This is a genomic window from Rouxiella aceris, from assembly GCF_012933545.1.
Taxonomy (GTDB): domain Bacteria; phylum Pseudomonadota; class Gammaproteobacteria; order Enterobacterales; family Enterobacteriaceae; genus Rouxiella; species Rouxiella aceris.
Window position 1 is genome coordinate 162,171 of sequence record NZ_JAADJU010000001.1, and the last position, 15,606, is coordinate 177,776.

Below are 15,606 nucleotides of genomic sequence, written 5' to 3' on the forward strand. Positions count from 1 at the left end.
GACATAACATGACGGTATTTCCGGTAAAACACAGTGCATTACTGCGCCAGCCTGAATTTCTGCTGCCGCGTGACCAGCTAAAGCAATTGATTGGCAAACTCCGCGATAATCTGGTGAATATCAGTGATGAAAGCGGTGCCTTTTTATTGCGTCTTGATGATGGCCGGGTAATTGATACCAAAGGCTGGGCGGGATGGGAATGGACCCACGGCATTGGACTCTACGGTATGTATCAGTTCTATCAGCAGACCGGTGATCAAACCACGCTGGCCATTATTGATGACTGGTTTTCCGCCCGACTGGCAGAAGGCACGCCAACCAAAAACGTTAATACCCTGTGCCCCTTGCTTACCCTGGCCTATCGCTATGAGGAAACGCGCAACCCCACCTGGCTGCCGCTGCTTGAACGCTGGGCAGACTGGGTGATCAACGAGATGCCGCGCACCCAGTGCAATGGCTTGCAGCATATTGTCTACAACAATGAAAATCACCAGCAGTTGTGGGATGACACGCTGATGATGTGCGTGCTGCCGCTGCTCAAGATCGGCAAGCTGCTGGACAGGCAGGACTATATTGCAGAAGCCAGCTACCAGTTTTTGCTGCACGTACAGTATCTAATGGACCGTAAAAGCGGGCTGTGGTTTCACGGCTGGAGTTTTGACGGTCGGCACAATTTTGCCGAGGCCCGCTGGGCGCGTGGCAACAGCTGGCTGACCATCGCCATCCCGGAATTTATTGAGCTGATGGCCTGGCCGAAAGATCATGCTCTGCGGCGTTTTCTTCTGCAGGTGCTGGATACTCAGGTGACGGCCCTGCAAGCCTGCCAGCATGACAGTGGTCTGTGGCATACGCTGCTTGACGATCAAGAGTCCTATCTCGAAACCTCAGCCAGCGCCGGTTTTGCCTATGGCATCATGAAAGCGGTACGTAAGGGGTATCTCTCCCGCGACCGCCTGGCCATCGCCGAAAAAGCCCTGCACGCGGTGATCCGCCATATCAATCCCCAGGGCGAACTGACCCAGGTATCATTTGGCACCGCCATGGGCAAGGATCTTGATTATTATCGGCAGATCCCGCTGACCTCGATGCCTTATGGTCAGGCTATGGCGCTGTTGGCCCTGAGCGAGTATCTGCGGACTTATCTATAACAGACTTCCTCATACCAGACAGGGTATGAGGAAGTGACACTGCGTGGTTATTTCGCCAGGTGATCAAAATCCGTAGCGTCATGCCGTTCGGCCAGCTGCTGCTCGCCCCAGGTGCGGTTAACGATGCGGCCACGCGCCACGGCCGGACGCGCGGCTATCTCGTCGGTCCAGCGCAGCAGATGGCGATAGGATTGTACATCGAGGAATTCACTGGCTTCGTACAGCAGCCCTTTTGCCAGACAGCCATACCACGGCCAAATGGCCATATCGGCAATGGAATAGTTATCACCGGCAATAAAGCGATGTGTTGCCAACTGCTTATCCAGCAGATCCAGCTGACGCTTGGCCTCCATGGTAAAGCGGTTAATGGCATACTCAATCTTCACCGGGGCATAGTGGTAGAAATGACCAAAGCCGCCGCCCACGTAGGGTGCCGATCCCTGTAGCCAGAACAGCCAGTTCAGCACTTCAGTGCGGGCAGCAAGTTCGGTGGGCAAGAAATGGCCAAATTTTTCCGCCAGATAGAGCAGGATAGCCCCGGACTCAAACACGCGGATCGGTTCGGCAGCGGAGCGATCGAGCAGCGCAGGGATCTTGGAGTTGGGATTGACCGCCACAAAGCCGCTGGAGAACTGATCGCCTTCACTGATGCGGATCAGATGCGCATCATATTCCGCGCCGCTTTCCCCCAACGCCAACAGTTCCTCCAGCAGAATGGTGACTTTCTGGCCGTTTGGTGTGCCCATCGAATAGAGCTGCAAGGGATGTTTGCCCACCGGCAGATCCCGTTGATGTGTCGCCCCGGCTACCGGGCGATTCAGCTTGCCCCAGGTGCCGCCAAGATCGCCGTCCAAGGTCCATACCTTGGGAGGTTGGTAATTTTCCATAACACTACCCTCTTTATTATTAATTGACTCAAAGTGTAGACCAGGCAGCGACAGGGGGATACTCAGCCAGTGCGGTCAACCACTTATCCCCCGGGCAGCAAGTTGCAAACTCTCAACTTCACTCTATAGTTCGAAGGTCACCCGCAGTTATAAGAGAGATGTATGAGATTAAATGGTATTTCCAAAGGATTTTTTATTCTGATCCTGTTTATTGTCACCATCGCCTTTCTGGATGTGCTGCAACCCTACTACTCATCGGTATTGTGGGCAGCGATCCTGGCGGTCATTTTCCATCCGCTGAAAACCCGGATCAGACAAACGCTGGGGGATAAAAACGGCGTTGCATCATTGCTGACTGTGCTGATTATCTGTCTGATTGTTTTTACGCCACTGGCAATTATTGCCTCGTCGCTGGCGATGGAATTTAACGCGATCTACAGCAAGCTGCAGGACAGCAATACTCAGTTGCCAACGATGATTGCCGAGGTAATGCACCATCTGCCACGCTGGGCGCAGCGTTTTCTGGGGGAGCATCATCTGGATAATGCCGCACAAATTCAGAAAGGACTTTCTGATGTCGCGATGAAAGGCAGTCAATATCTGGCAGGCAGCGTCTTTCTGATTGGCAAAGGTACCTTCAGCTTTGTGGTCGGCTTTGGCATTATGCTCTACCTGCTGTTTTTCCTGCTTAAAGACGGCTCATACCTGGTGAATCTGATCCTTGAAGCCCTGCCGTTATCCAAACACGTTAAACATCATCTGTTCCTGAAATTCGCCGCCGTCTCGCGGGCTACGGTTAAAGGCACCGTGGTGGTGGCTATCGTTCAGGGGGTGCTCGGCGGACTGGCATTTTATATTACCGGGCTGGACGGTGTGCTGCTGTGGGGGGCGCTGATGGCCTTCCTCTCGCTGATCCCGGCGGTGGGTTCAGCCATTATCTGGGTACCGGCGGCGATCTATTTCTTTGCATCAAACATGCTATGGCAAGGCATTTTCCTGGTGGGCTTTTTTGTGGTGGTGATCGGCCTGGTGGATAATATTCTGCGACCATTGCTGGTGGGTAAAGACACCAAAATGCCAGATTACCTGATCCTGATCGCCACCCTTGGCGGTATGGAAGTTTACGGTATCAACGGCTTTGTGGTTGGCCCGCTGATTGCTGCACTGTTTATCGCCTGCTGGAATATCCTCTCCGGCCGCGATAACCGGGAAAATATTGAAGAGATCGATGAAGATTTTATTGAAGAAGGTAAAGAACCGCCGTCATCCTGAGGCTCTCCCTGCCTGATTGTTCTGCTGGCCACCCCCGGGTCACTGAAGGAATTAACCTGCTTCAGTGACCTGGTTATCCCCCAATTCCTGCCACCTGATGTCGACTATTTCTCTCGCCGCTTATCCCCCCAGCCAAACGACTGCAGGTATCCAGAAAACTGCGATCCATTTCATATCTATTTCGCATATTTAATATATGCTGAAGCTATGTGTTCATATGTTCACATAGGTATAAATAGTTCATTTTTTTATTGCAGAACTCTCTGTCTGAACGTTTTATCCCTGGATCCTGCAACCGGACCCGGTAATCAACCCATACGCTGATTTTTGTTAATCATTTTAAGAGGTACAAAGAGAGCCATGAGCAATCAATTTTATCCTGGCGCACATATCGCCGAGCTTTTCTTCCCGCTAAGCAATAATGAGAACTCAGTCTTGCAGGTAATACAAAAAATCGTCGCCGGTGGCTATTATCGCGGTTTTGAAACGGGAATTATTCATCAGCCGGAAATAGCCAAAAGTATTCGCGAACTTGCCGAGCAAAATAAAATGCATGTCACGCAGTGGCTTACGTTTGAGTTATTAAAAGATAACCTCAATCTTGGCAGCCTGGATAAAATGCTGCGTGAGACCTCAATAAAACGAGCCTGCGAACTGGTCCATCTGGCTGCAGAATGCGGTACCAGCAAGCTGTCGCTGGTCAGCGGCAGCGATCCTGGCGCAGCCCGGCGCGAAGAGGCTAAAGAGGGTTTCGCGGAGGCACTGATCCGCATTGGTGAAGTCGTGAACCAATATCCGGGGATGTTGATGCAGGTAGAACCGCTCGATCGTTTCGCCCATAAGCGCCAACTTATTGGCCCGACCGGAGAAACCGTAACATGGATGACTCGCCTGCGCGCCGATTGCCCGCATCTGTATCTGGCCTGGGATAGTGCGCACGTCGCTCTGAACGAGGAAGATTTGGCAGAGTCGTTGCGGCTGGCGGCACCTCTGATTTCGCAGCTTCATCTGGCCAATGCCATCCTCGATCCCCAGGCACAGGGTTATGGCGACTACCATATGAAATTTGGGGAACCCGGCTTTCTTACCGATGCCACAGCGGCGCATATTGTCGCCACCGCGAAGGACTTACCGTTACCGCCAGAGCTGGGTGAAATCTCCATTGCCGTGGAAATGCGCACCACCGCCGATGACGATTTATGGGATAACGAAAGCCAGTGCCGTGCCTTTTTGCAACGCGCGCTGGCAGCTGCGCAATAAGTAATAGCTTCAGGGGCAGCTTGCCCCTGAAGCTATGGTATTGTTATCGCAATGGAATATTACGGCCTGTTGTTTTGCTGAAAACCCCACCGACTATTTGGTTACGGCGGTCAGTAAGGGCGTATCGGCATAAAATGCAGCGATATTATCGATCACCAGCCTGGCCATCGCCGCTCGAGTGGCGCGGGTGGCGCTACCAATATGCGGAGTAATCACCACATTATCGCGATTAAGCAGTGCCGGCGGGACATTGGGTTCATCGGCGAACACGTCCAGACCGGCACCGGCAATACGCTGATGGCTAATGGCCTCCACCAGCGCAGCTTCATCCACCACGCTGCCGCGGGCAATATTAATCAGAATACCTTGTGGACCCAGCGCTGCCAGCACATCGCTATTGATCAGTTTTGCGCTTTGCGGTCCACCGCTGGCACAGACCATCAATACATCGCTGTCGCGGGCTAATTCAAGCAGATCGGGATAGTAAATACACGCCTCATTATCGGAACGATATTTATCAAAGTAGCCAATGCGCATGGCAAAGCCCTTCGCCCGCTGCGCAACTGCGCGGCCAATACGACCGAAGCCGACAATGCCCAGCCGCCCGCCACTGACCTTGGTGGTTTGCGGGTAGTTGCCCCTGTGCCAGTCACCGCGTTCAATAAACTTCTGCGCACCGATAATTTGTCGTGAAACCGCCAGCATCATTGCCATACTTAAATCGGCAACGTCATCAGTTAATATATCCGGCGTATTGGTTACCTGGATATTGCGCTGAAATGCGGCGTGGATATCCACGCCGTCATAGCCAACACCAAAAACGGCTATCAGTTTTAACGCAGGTAATTGATTGATCAGCGAGGCGGCAACTTTGGATTCCCCGCTGGCCAGAATTACCTGTACTTTCCCGACGATGGCGCTAAATTCTTCAACACTCAATTTTTCATATTCATATAGCGTATAATCATGGGATAATTGTTCCGCCAGCACCTCGGGAACCTTATCCACCCTTAAAATAATATTTTTCATTTTATATCCTGCAAGGCATTTTCTAAATGTATTAGCAACATCCTGATTTATATTTTTAATTACTTCTGAAATGACAACTGCCCGCTTTTAACCGGTAATTTATTAAAGTTAATACACAACGTACCAAGAGTGTAACAACCGGCGCAAATGGCAAAATAGACTAAAACGCTTTCGTAACTTCCCGTGGCCTGCAAAATGACGCCGACCATAATAGGGACCAGAATACCGGCACAGCTATTGGCCATATTCATCAGTCCACCAACCATACCCACGCGATCTTTCGGTGCCAGAATCGCAGGGAAACTCCAGTAAAGGCTGCCAAACATCATAAAAAATGCCGCCACTGACAATAGACCCACAGCAATAACCGGGTTGGTAATAGTCGATAAGGCATACAGGGTCAGCAGGCCGACAATACCGGATAAAGACAACAGGCTCTTTAAGGCTACGTTGTGGCTGACGCCTTTTTTCACCAGATAATCGACAAAAAAGCCGCTAAATAAACAACCCGCAGTACCCATAATAAAGATCAGAAAGGTCGAATTACCGATAGACGCCAATTGCAACCCTTGCGCCTGTGCCAGATAGCTTGGCCCCCAGGTCAGCAGTCCCCAATAGACCATCCCCCAGGATGCACGCCCCACCATAATGGCAATCATGGTTAACCAGCTGATACCCAACCCCTTGGTCGGGACTGACTCATCAATGCCGGTTGCGCTGATACGATTACCCGCCGCAATATATTCCACTTCTTGCGGATGCACGCTAGGGTGCTCCGCCGGACGGTCACGCAAAACTCGCCAGGCGACAAAACCCAGTAACATGGTGAAGACACCGACCACGATAAAAGTGACACGCCAGGAGTCAAACCACAGGATCAGGTGGGCAACAATAATCCCGCCAATCGCCACCCCCAACGGACTACCGGAGTCCATAATTACCGCACCGCGCCCTCTTTCTGACTGGGTAAGCCAGGTAGAGCTCAATTTGGCACCACTGGGTGATACCGGCGCTTCCATCACGCCTAAACCAATGCGCGAAAGGATCAGTGACACCCCGCCGGTTGCCAGGCCAATAACCGCCTGAAAGATCCCCCAGCCGACCAATGCACCGGTGATCACTTTGCGCGGGCCAAAGCGATCCAGCAACCAGCCGCCAGGCACTTGTAATAATGCATAAGACCAAAAGAAACTGCTGAGGATCAGCCCTTGCATGGTAGGTGAAAGATTAAATTCTCCTTTTATATAAGGCATACCGATGGATAAAGTAATTCTATCCATTAGGTTTACGGCTAATAAAAAAAACATGGTACCAAAGATAACCCAGCGGAAACTCTTCGCTTTTGGTATTTTTGATGAGGGAGCCATTGTAGAGTCAGACATAATTAACCTTCAGTGTAATAGGGATCGTTATATAAGAAATCAATGTATTTAACGAATGAAGCTTAAGTACTCTATGAACTTTAGTGCTTATTTTTTTATTTTAATGAACAAAAGAACGCGCAATGAACTTTTGATGGAGCTATAAAAACATAATTAATTACCACTATGTGCGACGCTAATCACATATCGCAGAGAATAAAATAAAGGTTTTGTTACCCTCTGCTGCCAATAAAATAAAGCTGTTGCTTAGCGTCTTCGTCAACGGAAAATATTCAGGGGCTGCTATTTCCATATAAGAAATTTGAGCAATAGCCTTCCCATGCATTGCGGTCAATGCAACAGAGAACAGATTAAAAAGCCATCGCGCAATATAATCTTAAAGCGAATAACCCAGCCATTTTTCCAGCTTCTCGCGGGACTGGATCAACACCTCAAGGCTGACCGCCGGATCAACAGGCACAGCGGCACGCTGCGGATAACTGTCCCGTTGCCGATGCATGCGCAGTGGGATCTCCAGACTACAAGGAATGGCGTGTGCCGCCAGCGCTTCCAGCATCGGCAGGTAGTTCAGTTCCCCCTGCCCCATAGGCGTAAAGAAGATCTCGCCGTCACGATGCTCAAGATCTTTCAAATGACAGTGACGAGCGCCGGGCAGCATAACGATCGCTTCGGCAATGGCATCCTTGTCAGGGCACAGCGAGACAATATTGCCGGCATCAACATTAAAAGCGACTGCCGAACTGCCGACCTCTTCCAGTAAGGCAAAGCCGTCCTGCGCCAGAGCAAAGACGTCATAATTGGGATCGCCGCCATTTTCCAGGCAAATCACGCACTGATGATCGCGAGCAATGGGGGCCAGCTCGCGCAGGTTGGCAACAATACGTTGGCGATCTGCCCGTTTTCCGACGCATAAGTTGATCCAGGTAGCGCCAATCAACTGGGCAAAACGAATGCGCTGGGTAAACTGGGCAACCGCATCTTCGCTACCCATATTCATGGTTGCCCCCAGTGCCTGGCTACGCAGTTGATATTTTTCCAGCAACTCGCGGATATGACGCGCATTATTTTCGCTAAAAAGATCGGGGGAAAGATCGCCGACATAGCCCTGATTATAGGCCAGCTCCACATAACGAAATCCCGCCTGGTGAATGGTGCTAAAGGCAACATCGGTGTCCAGACCATCGAACATGGCGGTGTTAACCCCAATAACTAGCTTATTCATGCTGACTTCCTCTTTTACCTGATTAGCGGCCTACGCTCTGTTTCGCAGGCGGCGTGTTAGGGAACCTTGTCATCATAGACGGCCTGAGGTATAGCGACTCGCTGGAATTGCCGCCAGAAAATACTTGCTTGCCTTTATGCCGTAATGACTCAAGCCCCTACGCAAGGACATTGGATTTCTCCACCTGCCGCAGCTGTTCCATTATCAGCGATTCAAGTTTTTCCTGGTCGCGAGCAAACAAGCGGATACCTTCTGCCAGCTTATCTACCGCCATCGGGTCCTGATTATGCAGCCAGTAAAACTCGGATTCCGTCAGCGGTGACGGCGCATTCTCAGCCTCGCTCGGCGGGGTCAAGGCGCGCGGCAGATCCCCTTGCTGCTGACTGAGCTCTTCCAGCAACCCGGGAGCAATGGTCAAGCGATCGCATCCGGCAAGGGCAATAATCTGTTCCACTTTGCGAAAGCTGGCCCCCATAATCACCGTTGGATAGCGATGCTTTTTGTAATAATCATAAATCTGCCGCACCGACTGCACGCCCGGATCCTTGGCAATAGTTTCATCGCTGAGTAAATTATGCTGGCGATACCAGTCATAAATACGCCCGACAAACGGCGAGATTAGCCAAACCCCCGCTTCGGCACAGGCACGCGCCTGGGCAAAGGAAAACAGCAGCGTCAGATTACAGTGAATACCTTCACGCTCCAGTTCTTCGGCGGCTTTGATCCCCTGCCAGGTAGCAGCCAGCTTGATCAATACCCGCGAGCGATCCATTCCGCCCTCTTCATAGAGACGGATCAGCTTACGCGCTTTAGCCACGCAGAGACCGCGATCGAAAGACAAACGGGCGTCTACCTCGGTAGACACTTTGCCCGGCACCAGGCGTAACAATTCCAGACCGATGCTGACTGCCAACTTATCGCTGGCGTTGATCAGCCGGGTGGTCTGCGTCCCACCCTGTTCGGTTGCCCAGGCAATGGCCTGCGCAATCAGCGGACGATACAGCGGTTGCGCAGCAGCTTTCAGGATCAGCGAAGGGTTGGTGGTCGCGTCTTGCGGATGATAGGCGCTAATGGCAGTAATATCTCCGCTGTCGGCGACTACGGTAGTGATTTCTCTGAGTTTTTCCAGAATGCTCATCACATTTCCTCCTCTATTTTTCTGCACTGGCGGCAGAGGCAGGATGAACAAGGTTTTCATAATATTCGATGCGTTTAACCTTGGGCTCGGAGCGCCCGGCCTCGAATTCGGCATTAAGCCAGGTATCGACCAACATTAATGCCAGCTCGCTGCCAACCACTCGTGCGCCCAGGGTCATGATTTGCGCATTATTACTTTTGCGTGCGCGCTCGGCGGAATAGACATCGTGACATTGTGCCGCCCGCACGCCGGGCACTTTATTGGCCACAATGGCCATACCAATGCCGGTACCGCAGAACAGTAGCCCGCGCTCGAAAGTCCCTTCCCGAATGGCCGAAGCCAGATTAAAAGCGACATCCGGATAGATCTGCTCATTACCGGCAACGTCATGGCTAAAATCCACCACCTCTATCCCCTTATGCTGCAAATGTTCTTTTACCTGATTTTTAAGTCCGGTAGCGGCGTTATCCGCACCGATCGCGACTTTAAGCATATTGATTCCCTCACAGATGACAATGGCCGCACTGAACTTATGCTCTTAACGTGAACGTGTGATGGGTTCAAGCTGAGACCTAAGGCCGGTTAATCGAACAAAAGCTCACTGCGCGTTCTTATGTATAGATCATTAGCAGGAAAAATGTGGCGAAAAAAGCGACTTAAACAGAAATCAGTCCTTATATAACCAAATTAAGAAGGTGATCACATTTTCACCTCGCGAACATTTGATTGATTCATGTGATCTGATAGCGTTCATTTGTGATGGGTGTAAACCGGGTTACTGTCCTGGCGGCTGGGCAACAATACAAAACAATCTGGAGAAGGAAAAATGACCTGGATTTTTAACAGACCGTCAGACTTTGCCAAAGAGATGGTGACGGGTTTTGTCAGTGCACATGCCTCACAAGTCCGCCAGGTGCCGGGCGGCGTAGTGCGTAATACCAAAAGCCGACCTGCCAGCGTGGCTATTGTCGTAGGCGGTGGCTCCGGCCATTACCCGGCCTTTTGTGGCCTGGTGGGACAAGGGTTGGCGCACGGCGCAGCCATGGGCAATCTGTTTGCCTCACCGTCATCACAACAAATCTGTTCCGTTGCCCGCGCCGCCAACAATGGCGGCGGCGTGCTGCTGATGTTTGGCAACTACGCCGGGGACGTGCTGCATTTTGGTCTTGCCTGTGAGCGGCTGCGCTCGGAAGGCATTCCCTGCGAAACGCTGGCCGTTACCGATGATATTTCCAGCGCTTCCCTGGCGGAAAAAGAAAAGCGCCGTGGCGTGGCCGGGGATTTGGTGGTGTTTAAAGTAGCGGCGGCTGCCGCAGAACGCGGCGACTCGCTGGCCGAGGTGCTGACTATCGCCCGACGGGCAAACGAACGCACCCGCACTCTGGGTCTGGCATTTAGTGGCTGCACCTTCCCCGGTGCAGAACATCCGCTGTTTAGTGTACCGGAAGGCAAAATGGGCTTCGGTATGGGCATCCACGGCGAGCCGGGGATCAGCGAACTCGATATCCTCTCCTCCAACGCACTGGCGCAAATGCTAACCCGCAGTCTGCTGGCTGAATGTCCCGATGGCGTAACCCGCCCGGAAGGCGCACGGCTGGGGGTGATTATCAACGGGCTTGGTGCGGTGAAATATGAAGAACTGTTTGTTTTCTGGCATGACGTTGAGCAGCAACTAAGCGCGGCTGGCGTGGTGATTGCCGATATTAACATCGGTGAGTTTGTCACCAGCTTTAATATGGCCGGCATGTCGATGACGCTGGTGTGGTTTGACGATGAACTTGAGGCGTTATGGCAAGCTCCTGCCAGTACGCCTGCCTTTAGTCGCGGCTCGCTGTTACCGCAAGAGCCGCTGGATGCCGTCCAGCTTGAACAAAGCAGTGTCATACCTATTGCCCAGGGCAGCGCCGAATCGCAAAAGGCGGCAGTAAAAGTGATGGCAATGGTTGACGCGCTGGCGCAGACGGTGATCGCCCATGCCGAAGAACTGGGCCAGATAGATGCTATCGCCGGTGATGGCGACCACGGTATCGGTATGGAGCGCGGAGTGATTGCGGCACAGCTGGCGGCAAAACATGCGCTACAACAGGGCGGCGGTGTGGGTACCTTGCTGCAATGTGCCGCCGATGCCTGGGCTGATGAAGGCGGCGGCACTTCGGGAGCCATCTGGGGGGTGATCCTCAATACGCTGGGAACGGCGTTAGGCAATAACGAAAAACCCAATGCAGCAAGCGTGGCACAGGCGGTGACTCAAGCCAATGCTGGCGTAATGCATTTTGGTAAAGCCAAACCGGGAGATAAAACGCTGGTCGATGTTCTGCTGCCCTTTAGCCAGGCACTGTGCGCCGCCGCCGATAAGGGTTTATCTCTGTCGCAGGCGTGGCACAAAGCCAGCGACGTCGCCCAAAAGAGTGCGCAAGAGACTGCGCAACTGTTACCGAAAATTGGCCGTGCTCGTCCGCTGGCAGAACGCAGCCTGGGTACGCCTGATGCCGGAGCAGTTTCAATGGCGATGATTATCTCGGCGGTGGCTGACTGCATGCCCGTCGGCATTGATCAGGGATCCCCGCGGGAGAAAGTATGTCCATAAATGTGGTGATTGGCGTCAGCCATAAAACCTATTTGGGATATGGCCAGACCCGAGCCTGGTGCCAGCAGGTGGCGGAAATAGTGCAGCCGTTGCCGCAGACGCTGACGGCCAATCTGCAGCTGTTTACCTTTCCCGCCATGCCTGCGTTGTCGGTTGCCTTGCAATGTTTTGCCAAAACTCCGATGGCGACGGGGGCGCAGAATGTTTGCGCCGCCGACAGCGGCCCCTGGACCGGCGAGAGCAGTGCCAGCATGTTGTATGAGATGGGGTGTCAATACGTCGAAATCGGCCATGCCGAACGCCGCCGCTACTTTGGCGAAAACGTTGAGACCATTAATCAAAAGCTGGACCGGGCATTGGCCTCGGGTTTGACGCCGGTCATCTGTATTGGCGAAGATCGCCAAATGTCCGCGGAGCAAGCCACCACCTTTGCCATTGCCCAGGTTGATGAACTGCTGGCCCATCGGGATAAACAATCCCTGCCTGCGGCGATATTTGCCTGGGAACCGCAGTGGGCGATTGGTGCCCCGCAACCGGCCAGTGACGATTACATACGACATATTTGCCGTAAATTACGCGCCTATTTGCACGGTGATTATGGCAAACAGTTGCAGGTTATTTACGGCGGTAGCGCCGGTCCAGGCCTGCTCAGTCGCCTGTGGCCGGATGTCGATGGGCTGTTTTTGGGACGCTTTGCACATCAACCCCAGGCGATGGCCGCTATTATTGCCGAAGCACAGCAGATAGTAAGCGCTCACCAGGGTAACTCGTTCTAAACAGACCCACGAGGCGGTCTATCCGCCCCGTGGGCTTACCCGCCTGTGGCAGAAATATTTCTGATATACTTTATGCAAATGTTCACCTCCTAAACATTATCTACCCTGGAGATATGGCAGCTGAATGGATAAATCTAATGCGTCCCGAGAATATGAGCTACTGACCGAGATTGCCGTCGCCTATTATTGTGATGAGATAACTCAGGAAGAGATCGCCAACAAGTTTGGCTTTTCCCGTATCAAAATTGGACGTCTGCTGAAACGGGCGAAAGAGGAAGGTATCGTCGAGATTAATGTGCGCTACCATCCGGTATTCAGCACCAAACTCGAAGAACAGTTAAAGGAGCGTTTCCCTATTAGCCGTGCGCTGATTGCCCTCGATCACACTGATGAGGACGAACAACGCCGACAGGTTGCCACGCTGGTTTCGGGATATCTCAATAATATTCTTAAAGATAATGTGGTGGTCGCCGTCGGTCAGGGACGCAATGTGGCAGCGGTTGCTGAAACATCGGGGACCATCCAGGTCAGAGATTGCCGCTTTATTTGCGGTATCGGCGGCACCCACCGCCCCGGCGATGTGATCAATGCCGACCATATCAGTCGTCTGCTGGCGAGAAAATTCGGCGGCAGCAGCGAATCCTTATATGCCCCGGCGTATGTGGAAAATATGCAGCTTAAAGAGCTGTTGCTGAAAAATGGCACTATTAAAGAAACCCTCGATCGCGCCCGCAAGGCCGATGTCGCCCTGGTCGGTATTGGCGATATGAACGAAGATAGCTATATGGTGAAACTGGGCTGGTTTACCCCCCAGGAAATCAGCGATGCCAGCCTGAATCAGGGCGTAATTGGCGATATTGCGGGTTATGATTTTTTTAATGCCCGCGGTGAACACGTCAATACGGTAATGGATAATCGCGTTATTGGACTGAGCGTAGAAGAGCTGCGGCAAATCCCCTGTGTTATTGCTATTGCCACAGAAAATACCAAAGCGATGGCCATTATGGGCGCACTGCGTACCGGCGCTATCGACATTATCGCCACCAGTGCCAGAAATATCCGCACCATTCTCAGTATGAGCCAGTAATCAACGCCGTTGCCAGCCCGCCTGGCGGTCAGCCCCCAGATTAAGGGGGTTGACCGACGGCATGGTTTGGCCGACTGCACCTCCGACAGTTTATTTCCCACCTTATTTTCCAACCTCAATCAAAACAGTAAATCTGTGCTTTACCGCACAATTGAAACATTTAGATGCATTTTATTGGTCAACATTTCGCTTGCTCGCGCCGTTAGTAAAGCCACTACTAAATGAAAGGACTTAAGGGACTGGCATGAGAAACATAGGTTTTATGGGTAGATTACGTATTGCGTTAGCAATGGCATTGGCGGGATTGCTGGTATTGGGAACCTGGTCAGTATTTGAAAGCCGAAGCGTAATGCTTAAGGAAAGGGAAGACGGCGTCAAAAATATAGTACAGGCAGCGCAGTCTATCGTTGATGACTATGCCAGCAAAGCCAATAAAGGACTGATGCCGCAGGCACAGGCGCAGGAAGAAGCGCTGGCCAAACTGAAAGCGATGAAATACGGCAAAGATGGCTATATGTTTATTTTTAATAGCGATCTGACACTACTGATGATCGGTAATCCCTCGCTGACCAAGCTGGAAAACCATAGCGTTAAAGATCGTGCCGACGCTAATGGGCTGCTCTACTATCAGGAATTTTTAAAGGCTGGCAACGCGGGCGGCGGCCTGGTGCATTATGTCGGCACCCTGCCGGACACCGGCCAGAATGCCGATAAAGTCAGCTACGTCAGCCACTATCAAGCCTGGAACTGGTATATCTGTTCCGGCGTATTTCTTAATGACGTGCAGAGTGCATTCTACCAAAACCTGCTGAGTTACTTCTCGGTGATCCTGCTGATTAGCCTGGCGGTGTCTGCAGTGATGTTAATCACCATGCGGGCAACACAGCGCAGTCTGGGCGGCGATCCGGAATATGCCAAAACCGTGATTGAACAGATTGCCGAAGGTAATTTAAATACCGATATTACTCTGCGTAACGGTGATAGCCACAGCCTGTTGTCAACCATGGCCAAAATGCAGCAGCGTCTGGCAGAAATTGTTGGCGAGGTGCGCCAGGGTGCGGACCAGATGCAGATGGCTTCGCAGGAGATCTCCCAGGGTAACGATGATCTGGCGCGTCGTACCGAAGAGCAGGCGTCATCGCTGCAAGAAACGGCAGCCAGCATGGAACAGTTGACCTCGACGGTCAAACTCAATGCCGAAAACGCCAAACAGGCGCGCGACCTGGCAACAGGGTCACGGGCACTGTCGCTGAAGAACAAAGAGACTGTCGATAACACCGTCGCCAGCATGCAGGGGATCAATGAGCAGGTGGATAAAATGGGTGACATTATCTCCACCATCGAAAAAATTGCTTTCCAGACCAATATCCTGGCACTGAACGCCGCCGTTGAAGCCGCCAGAGCCGGCGAGCAGGGTCGCGGTTTTGCCGTCGTCGCCGCAGAAGTCGGTCAACTGGCAAAAAGCAGCGCCAGCGCGGCAAAAGAGATCAAACTGCTAATCACTGAGTCCACCGAACGGATCACCAATGGCAGCAATATGGTAACTCAGGTTGGTGAATCGATGCAGGGGATGCTGACCTCTATCGCCAATGTCACCGAGCTGATCTCGGAAATCTCCAACGCCTCACACGAACAGAGCGAAGGGATAAATCAGGTAAATATCGCCGTCACGCAAATGGATCAGGTCACTCAGCAAAATGCCTCGCTGGTTGAGCAAGGGGCAGTGGCGGCATCGTCACTAAACGATCAGGCACGAGAACTGCAGCAAGTGGTATCGATATTTAAACTGGCATAATGCTCTAAGACTGCCCTGCGCGC

13 protein-coding genes are annotated in these 15,606 nt (G+C 52.3%); 7 read left to right on the forward strand and 6 right to left on the reverse strand.

Annotated elements, in window-relative coordinates; translation table 11 throughout:
- The first annotated feature begins 8 nt into the window (after window positions 1-8).
- Window positions 9-1,148 (forward strand): beta-galactosidase BglB, encoded by a 1,140-nt coding sequence (gene bglB / locus GW590_RS00705; RefSeq protein ID WP_169401117.1) that lies wholly within the window; start codon window positions 9-11, stop codon window positions 1,146-1,148.
- A gap of 47 nt (window positions 1,149-1,195) precedes the next feature.
- Here bglB and yghU read toward each other — a convergent pair whose 3' ends face one another.
- Window positions 1,196-2,035, reverse strand: a complete 840-nt coding sequence (gene yghU / locus GW590_RS00710) for a glutathione-dependent disulfide-bond oxidoreductase (protein WP_169401118.1) — start codon at window positions 2,033-2,035, stop codon at window positions 1,196-1,198.
- A gap of 162 nt (window positions 2,036-2,197) precedes the next feature.
- On the opposite strand from yghU, the gene GW590_RS00715 reads away from it, so the two are divergent.
- Window positions 2,198-3,307, forward strand: coding sequence for an AI-2E family transporter (locus GW590_RS00715; RefSeq protein WP_169401119.1), 1,110 nt, complete (start codon window positions 2,198-2,200; stop codon window positions 3,305-3,307).
- A 360-nt stretch (window positions 3,308-3,667) separates the two neighbouring features.
- A complete protein-coding gene (locus GW590_RS00720) occupies window positions 3,668-4,567 on the forward strand; it encodes a sugar phosphate isomerase/epimerase family protein (RefSeq protein ID WP_169401120.1) in 900 nt (299 codons plus the stop codon).
- Window positions 4,568-4,660: 93 nt separating this feature from the next.
- Here GW590_RS00720 and GW590_RS00725 read toward each other — a convergent pair whose 3' ends face one another.
- From GW590_RS00725 to rpiB, 5 genes are all read right to left on the reverse strand, one after another.
- On the reverse strand, window positions 4,661-5,596 hold the full coding sequence (locus tag GW590_RS00725; protein ID WP_169401121.1) for a 2-hydroxyacid dehydrogenase: 936 nt from the start codon (window positions 5,594-5,596) through the stop codon (window positions 4,661-4,663).
- Window positions 5,597-5,655: 59 nt separating this feature from the next.
- Window positions 5,656-6,978, reverse strand: coding sequence for an MFS transporter (locus GW590_RS00730; protein ID WP_169401122.1), 1,323 nt, complete (start codon window positions 6,976-6,978; stop codon window positions 5,656-5,658).
- Window positions 6,979-7,354: 376 nt separating this feature from the next.
- Complete coding sequence (locus GW590_RS00735; protein ID WP_169401123.1) at window positions 7,355-8,200, reverse strand: sugar phosphate isomerase/epimerase family protein; 846 nt, start codon at window positions 8,198-8,200, stop codon at window positions 7,355-7,357.
- Between the two features lie 157 nt (window positions 8,201-8,357).
- On the reverse strand, window positions 8,358-9,338 hold the full coding sequence (gene tal, locus GW590_RS00740; RefSeq protein ID WP_169401627.1) for a transaldolase: 981 nt from the start codon (window positions 9,336-9,338) through the stop codon (window positions 8,358-8,360).
- Window positions 9,339-9,351: 13 nt separating this feature from the next.
- A complete protein-coding gene (gene rpiB / locus GW590_RS00745) occupies window positions 9,352-9,831 on the reverse strand; it encodes a ribose 5-phosphate isomerase B (RefSeq protein WP_169401124.1) in 480 nt (159 codons plus the stop codon).
- Window positions 9,832-10,164: 333 nt separating this feature from the next.
- Here rpiB and GW590_RS00750 point away from each other — a divergent pair, with 333 nt between their 5' ends.
- The 4 genes from GW590_RS00750 (at window position 10,165) to GW590_RS00765 (ending at window position 15,583) form a co-directional block, all read left to right on the forward strand.
- Window positions 10,165-11,925 (forward strand): dihydroxyacetone kinase family protein, encoded by a 1,761-nt coding sequence (locus tag GW590_RS00750; RefSeq protein ID WP_169401125.1) that lies wholly within the window; start codon window positions 10,165-10,167, stop codon window positions 11,923-11,925.
- Window positions 11,916-12,701, forward strand: a complete 786-nt coding sequence (locus tag GW590_RS00755) for a triose-phosphate isomerase family protein (protein WP_169401126.1) — start codon at window positions 11,916-11,918, stop codon at window positions 12,699-12,701. The genes GW590_RS00750 and GW590_RS00755 overlap by 10 nt, the downstream gene beginning before the upstream one ends.
- A 124-nt stretch (window positions 12,702-12,825) precedes the next feature.
- The gene (locus GW590_RS00760; RefSeq protein WP_169401127.1) at window positions 12,826-13,788 is read left to right on the forward strand and encodes a sugar-binding transcriptional regulator; all 963 of its coding nucleotides are present in this window, start codon (window positions 12,826-12,828) and stop codon (window positions 13,786-13,788) included.
- 244 nt (window positions 13,789-14,032) lie between these two features.
- Entirely contained in the window at window positions 14,033-15,583 is a 1,551-nt protein-coding gene (locus GW590_RS00765) for a methyl-accepting chemotaxis protein (protein WP_169401128.1), read from the forward strand.
- Window positions 15,584-15,606 lie beyond the last annotated feature (23 nt).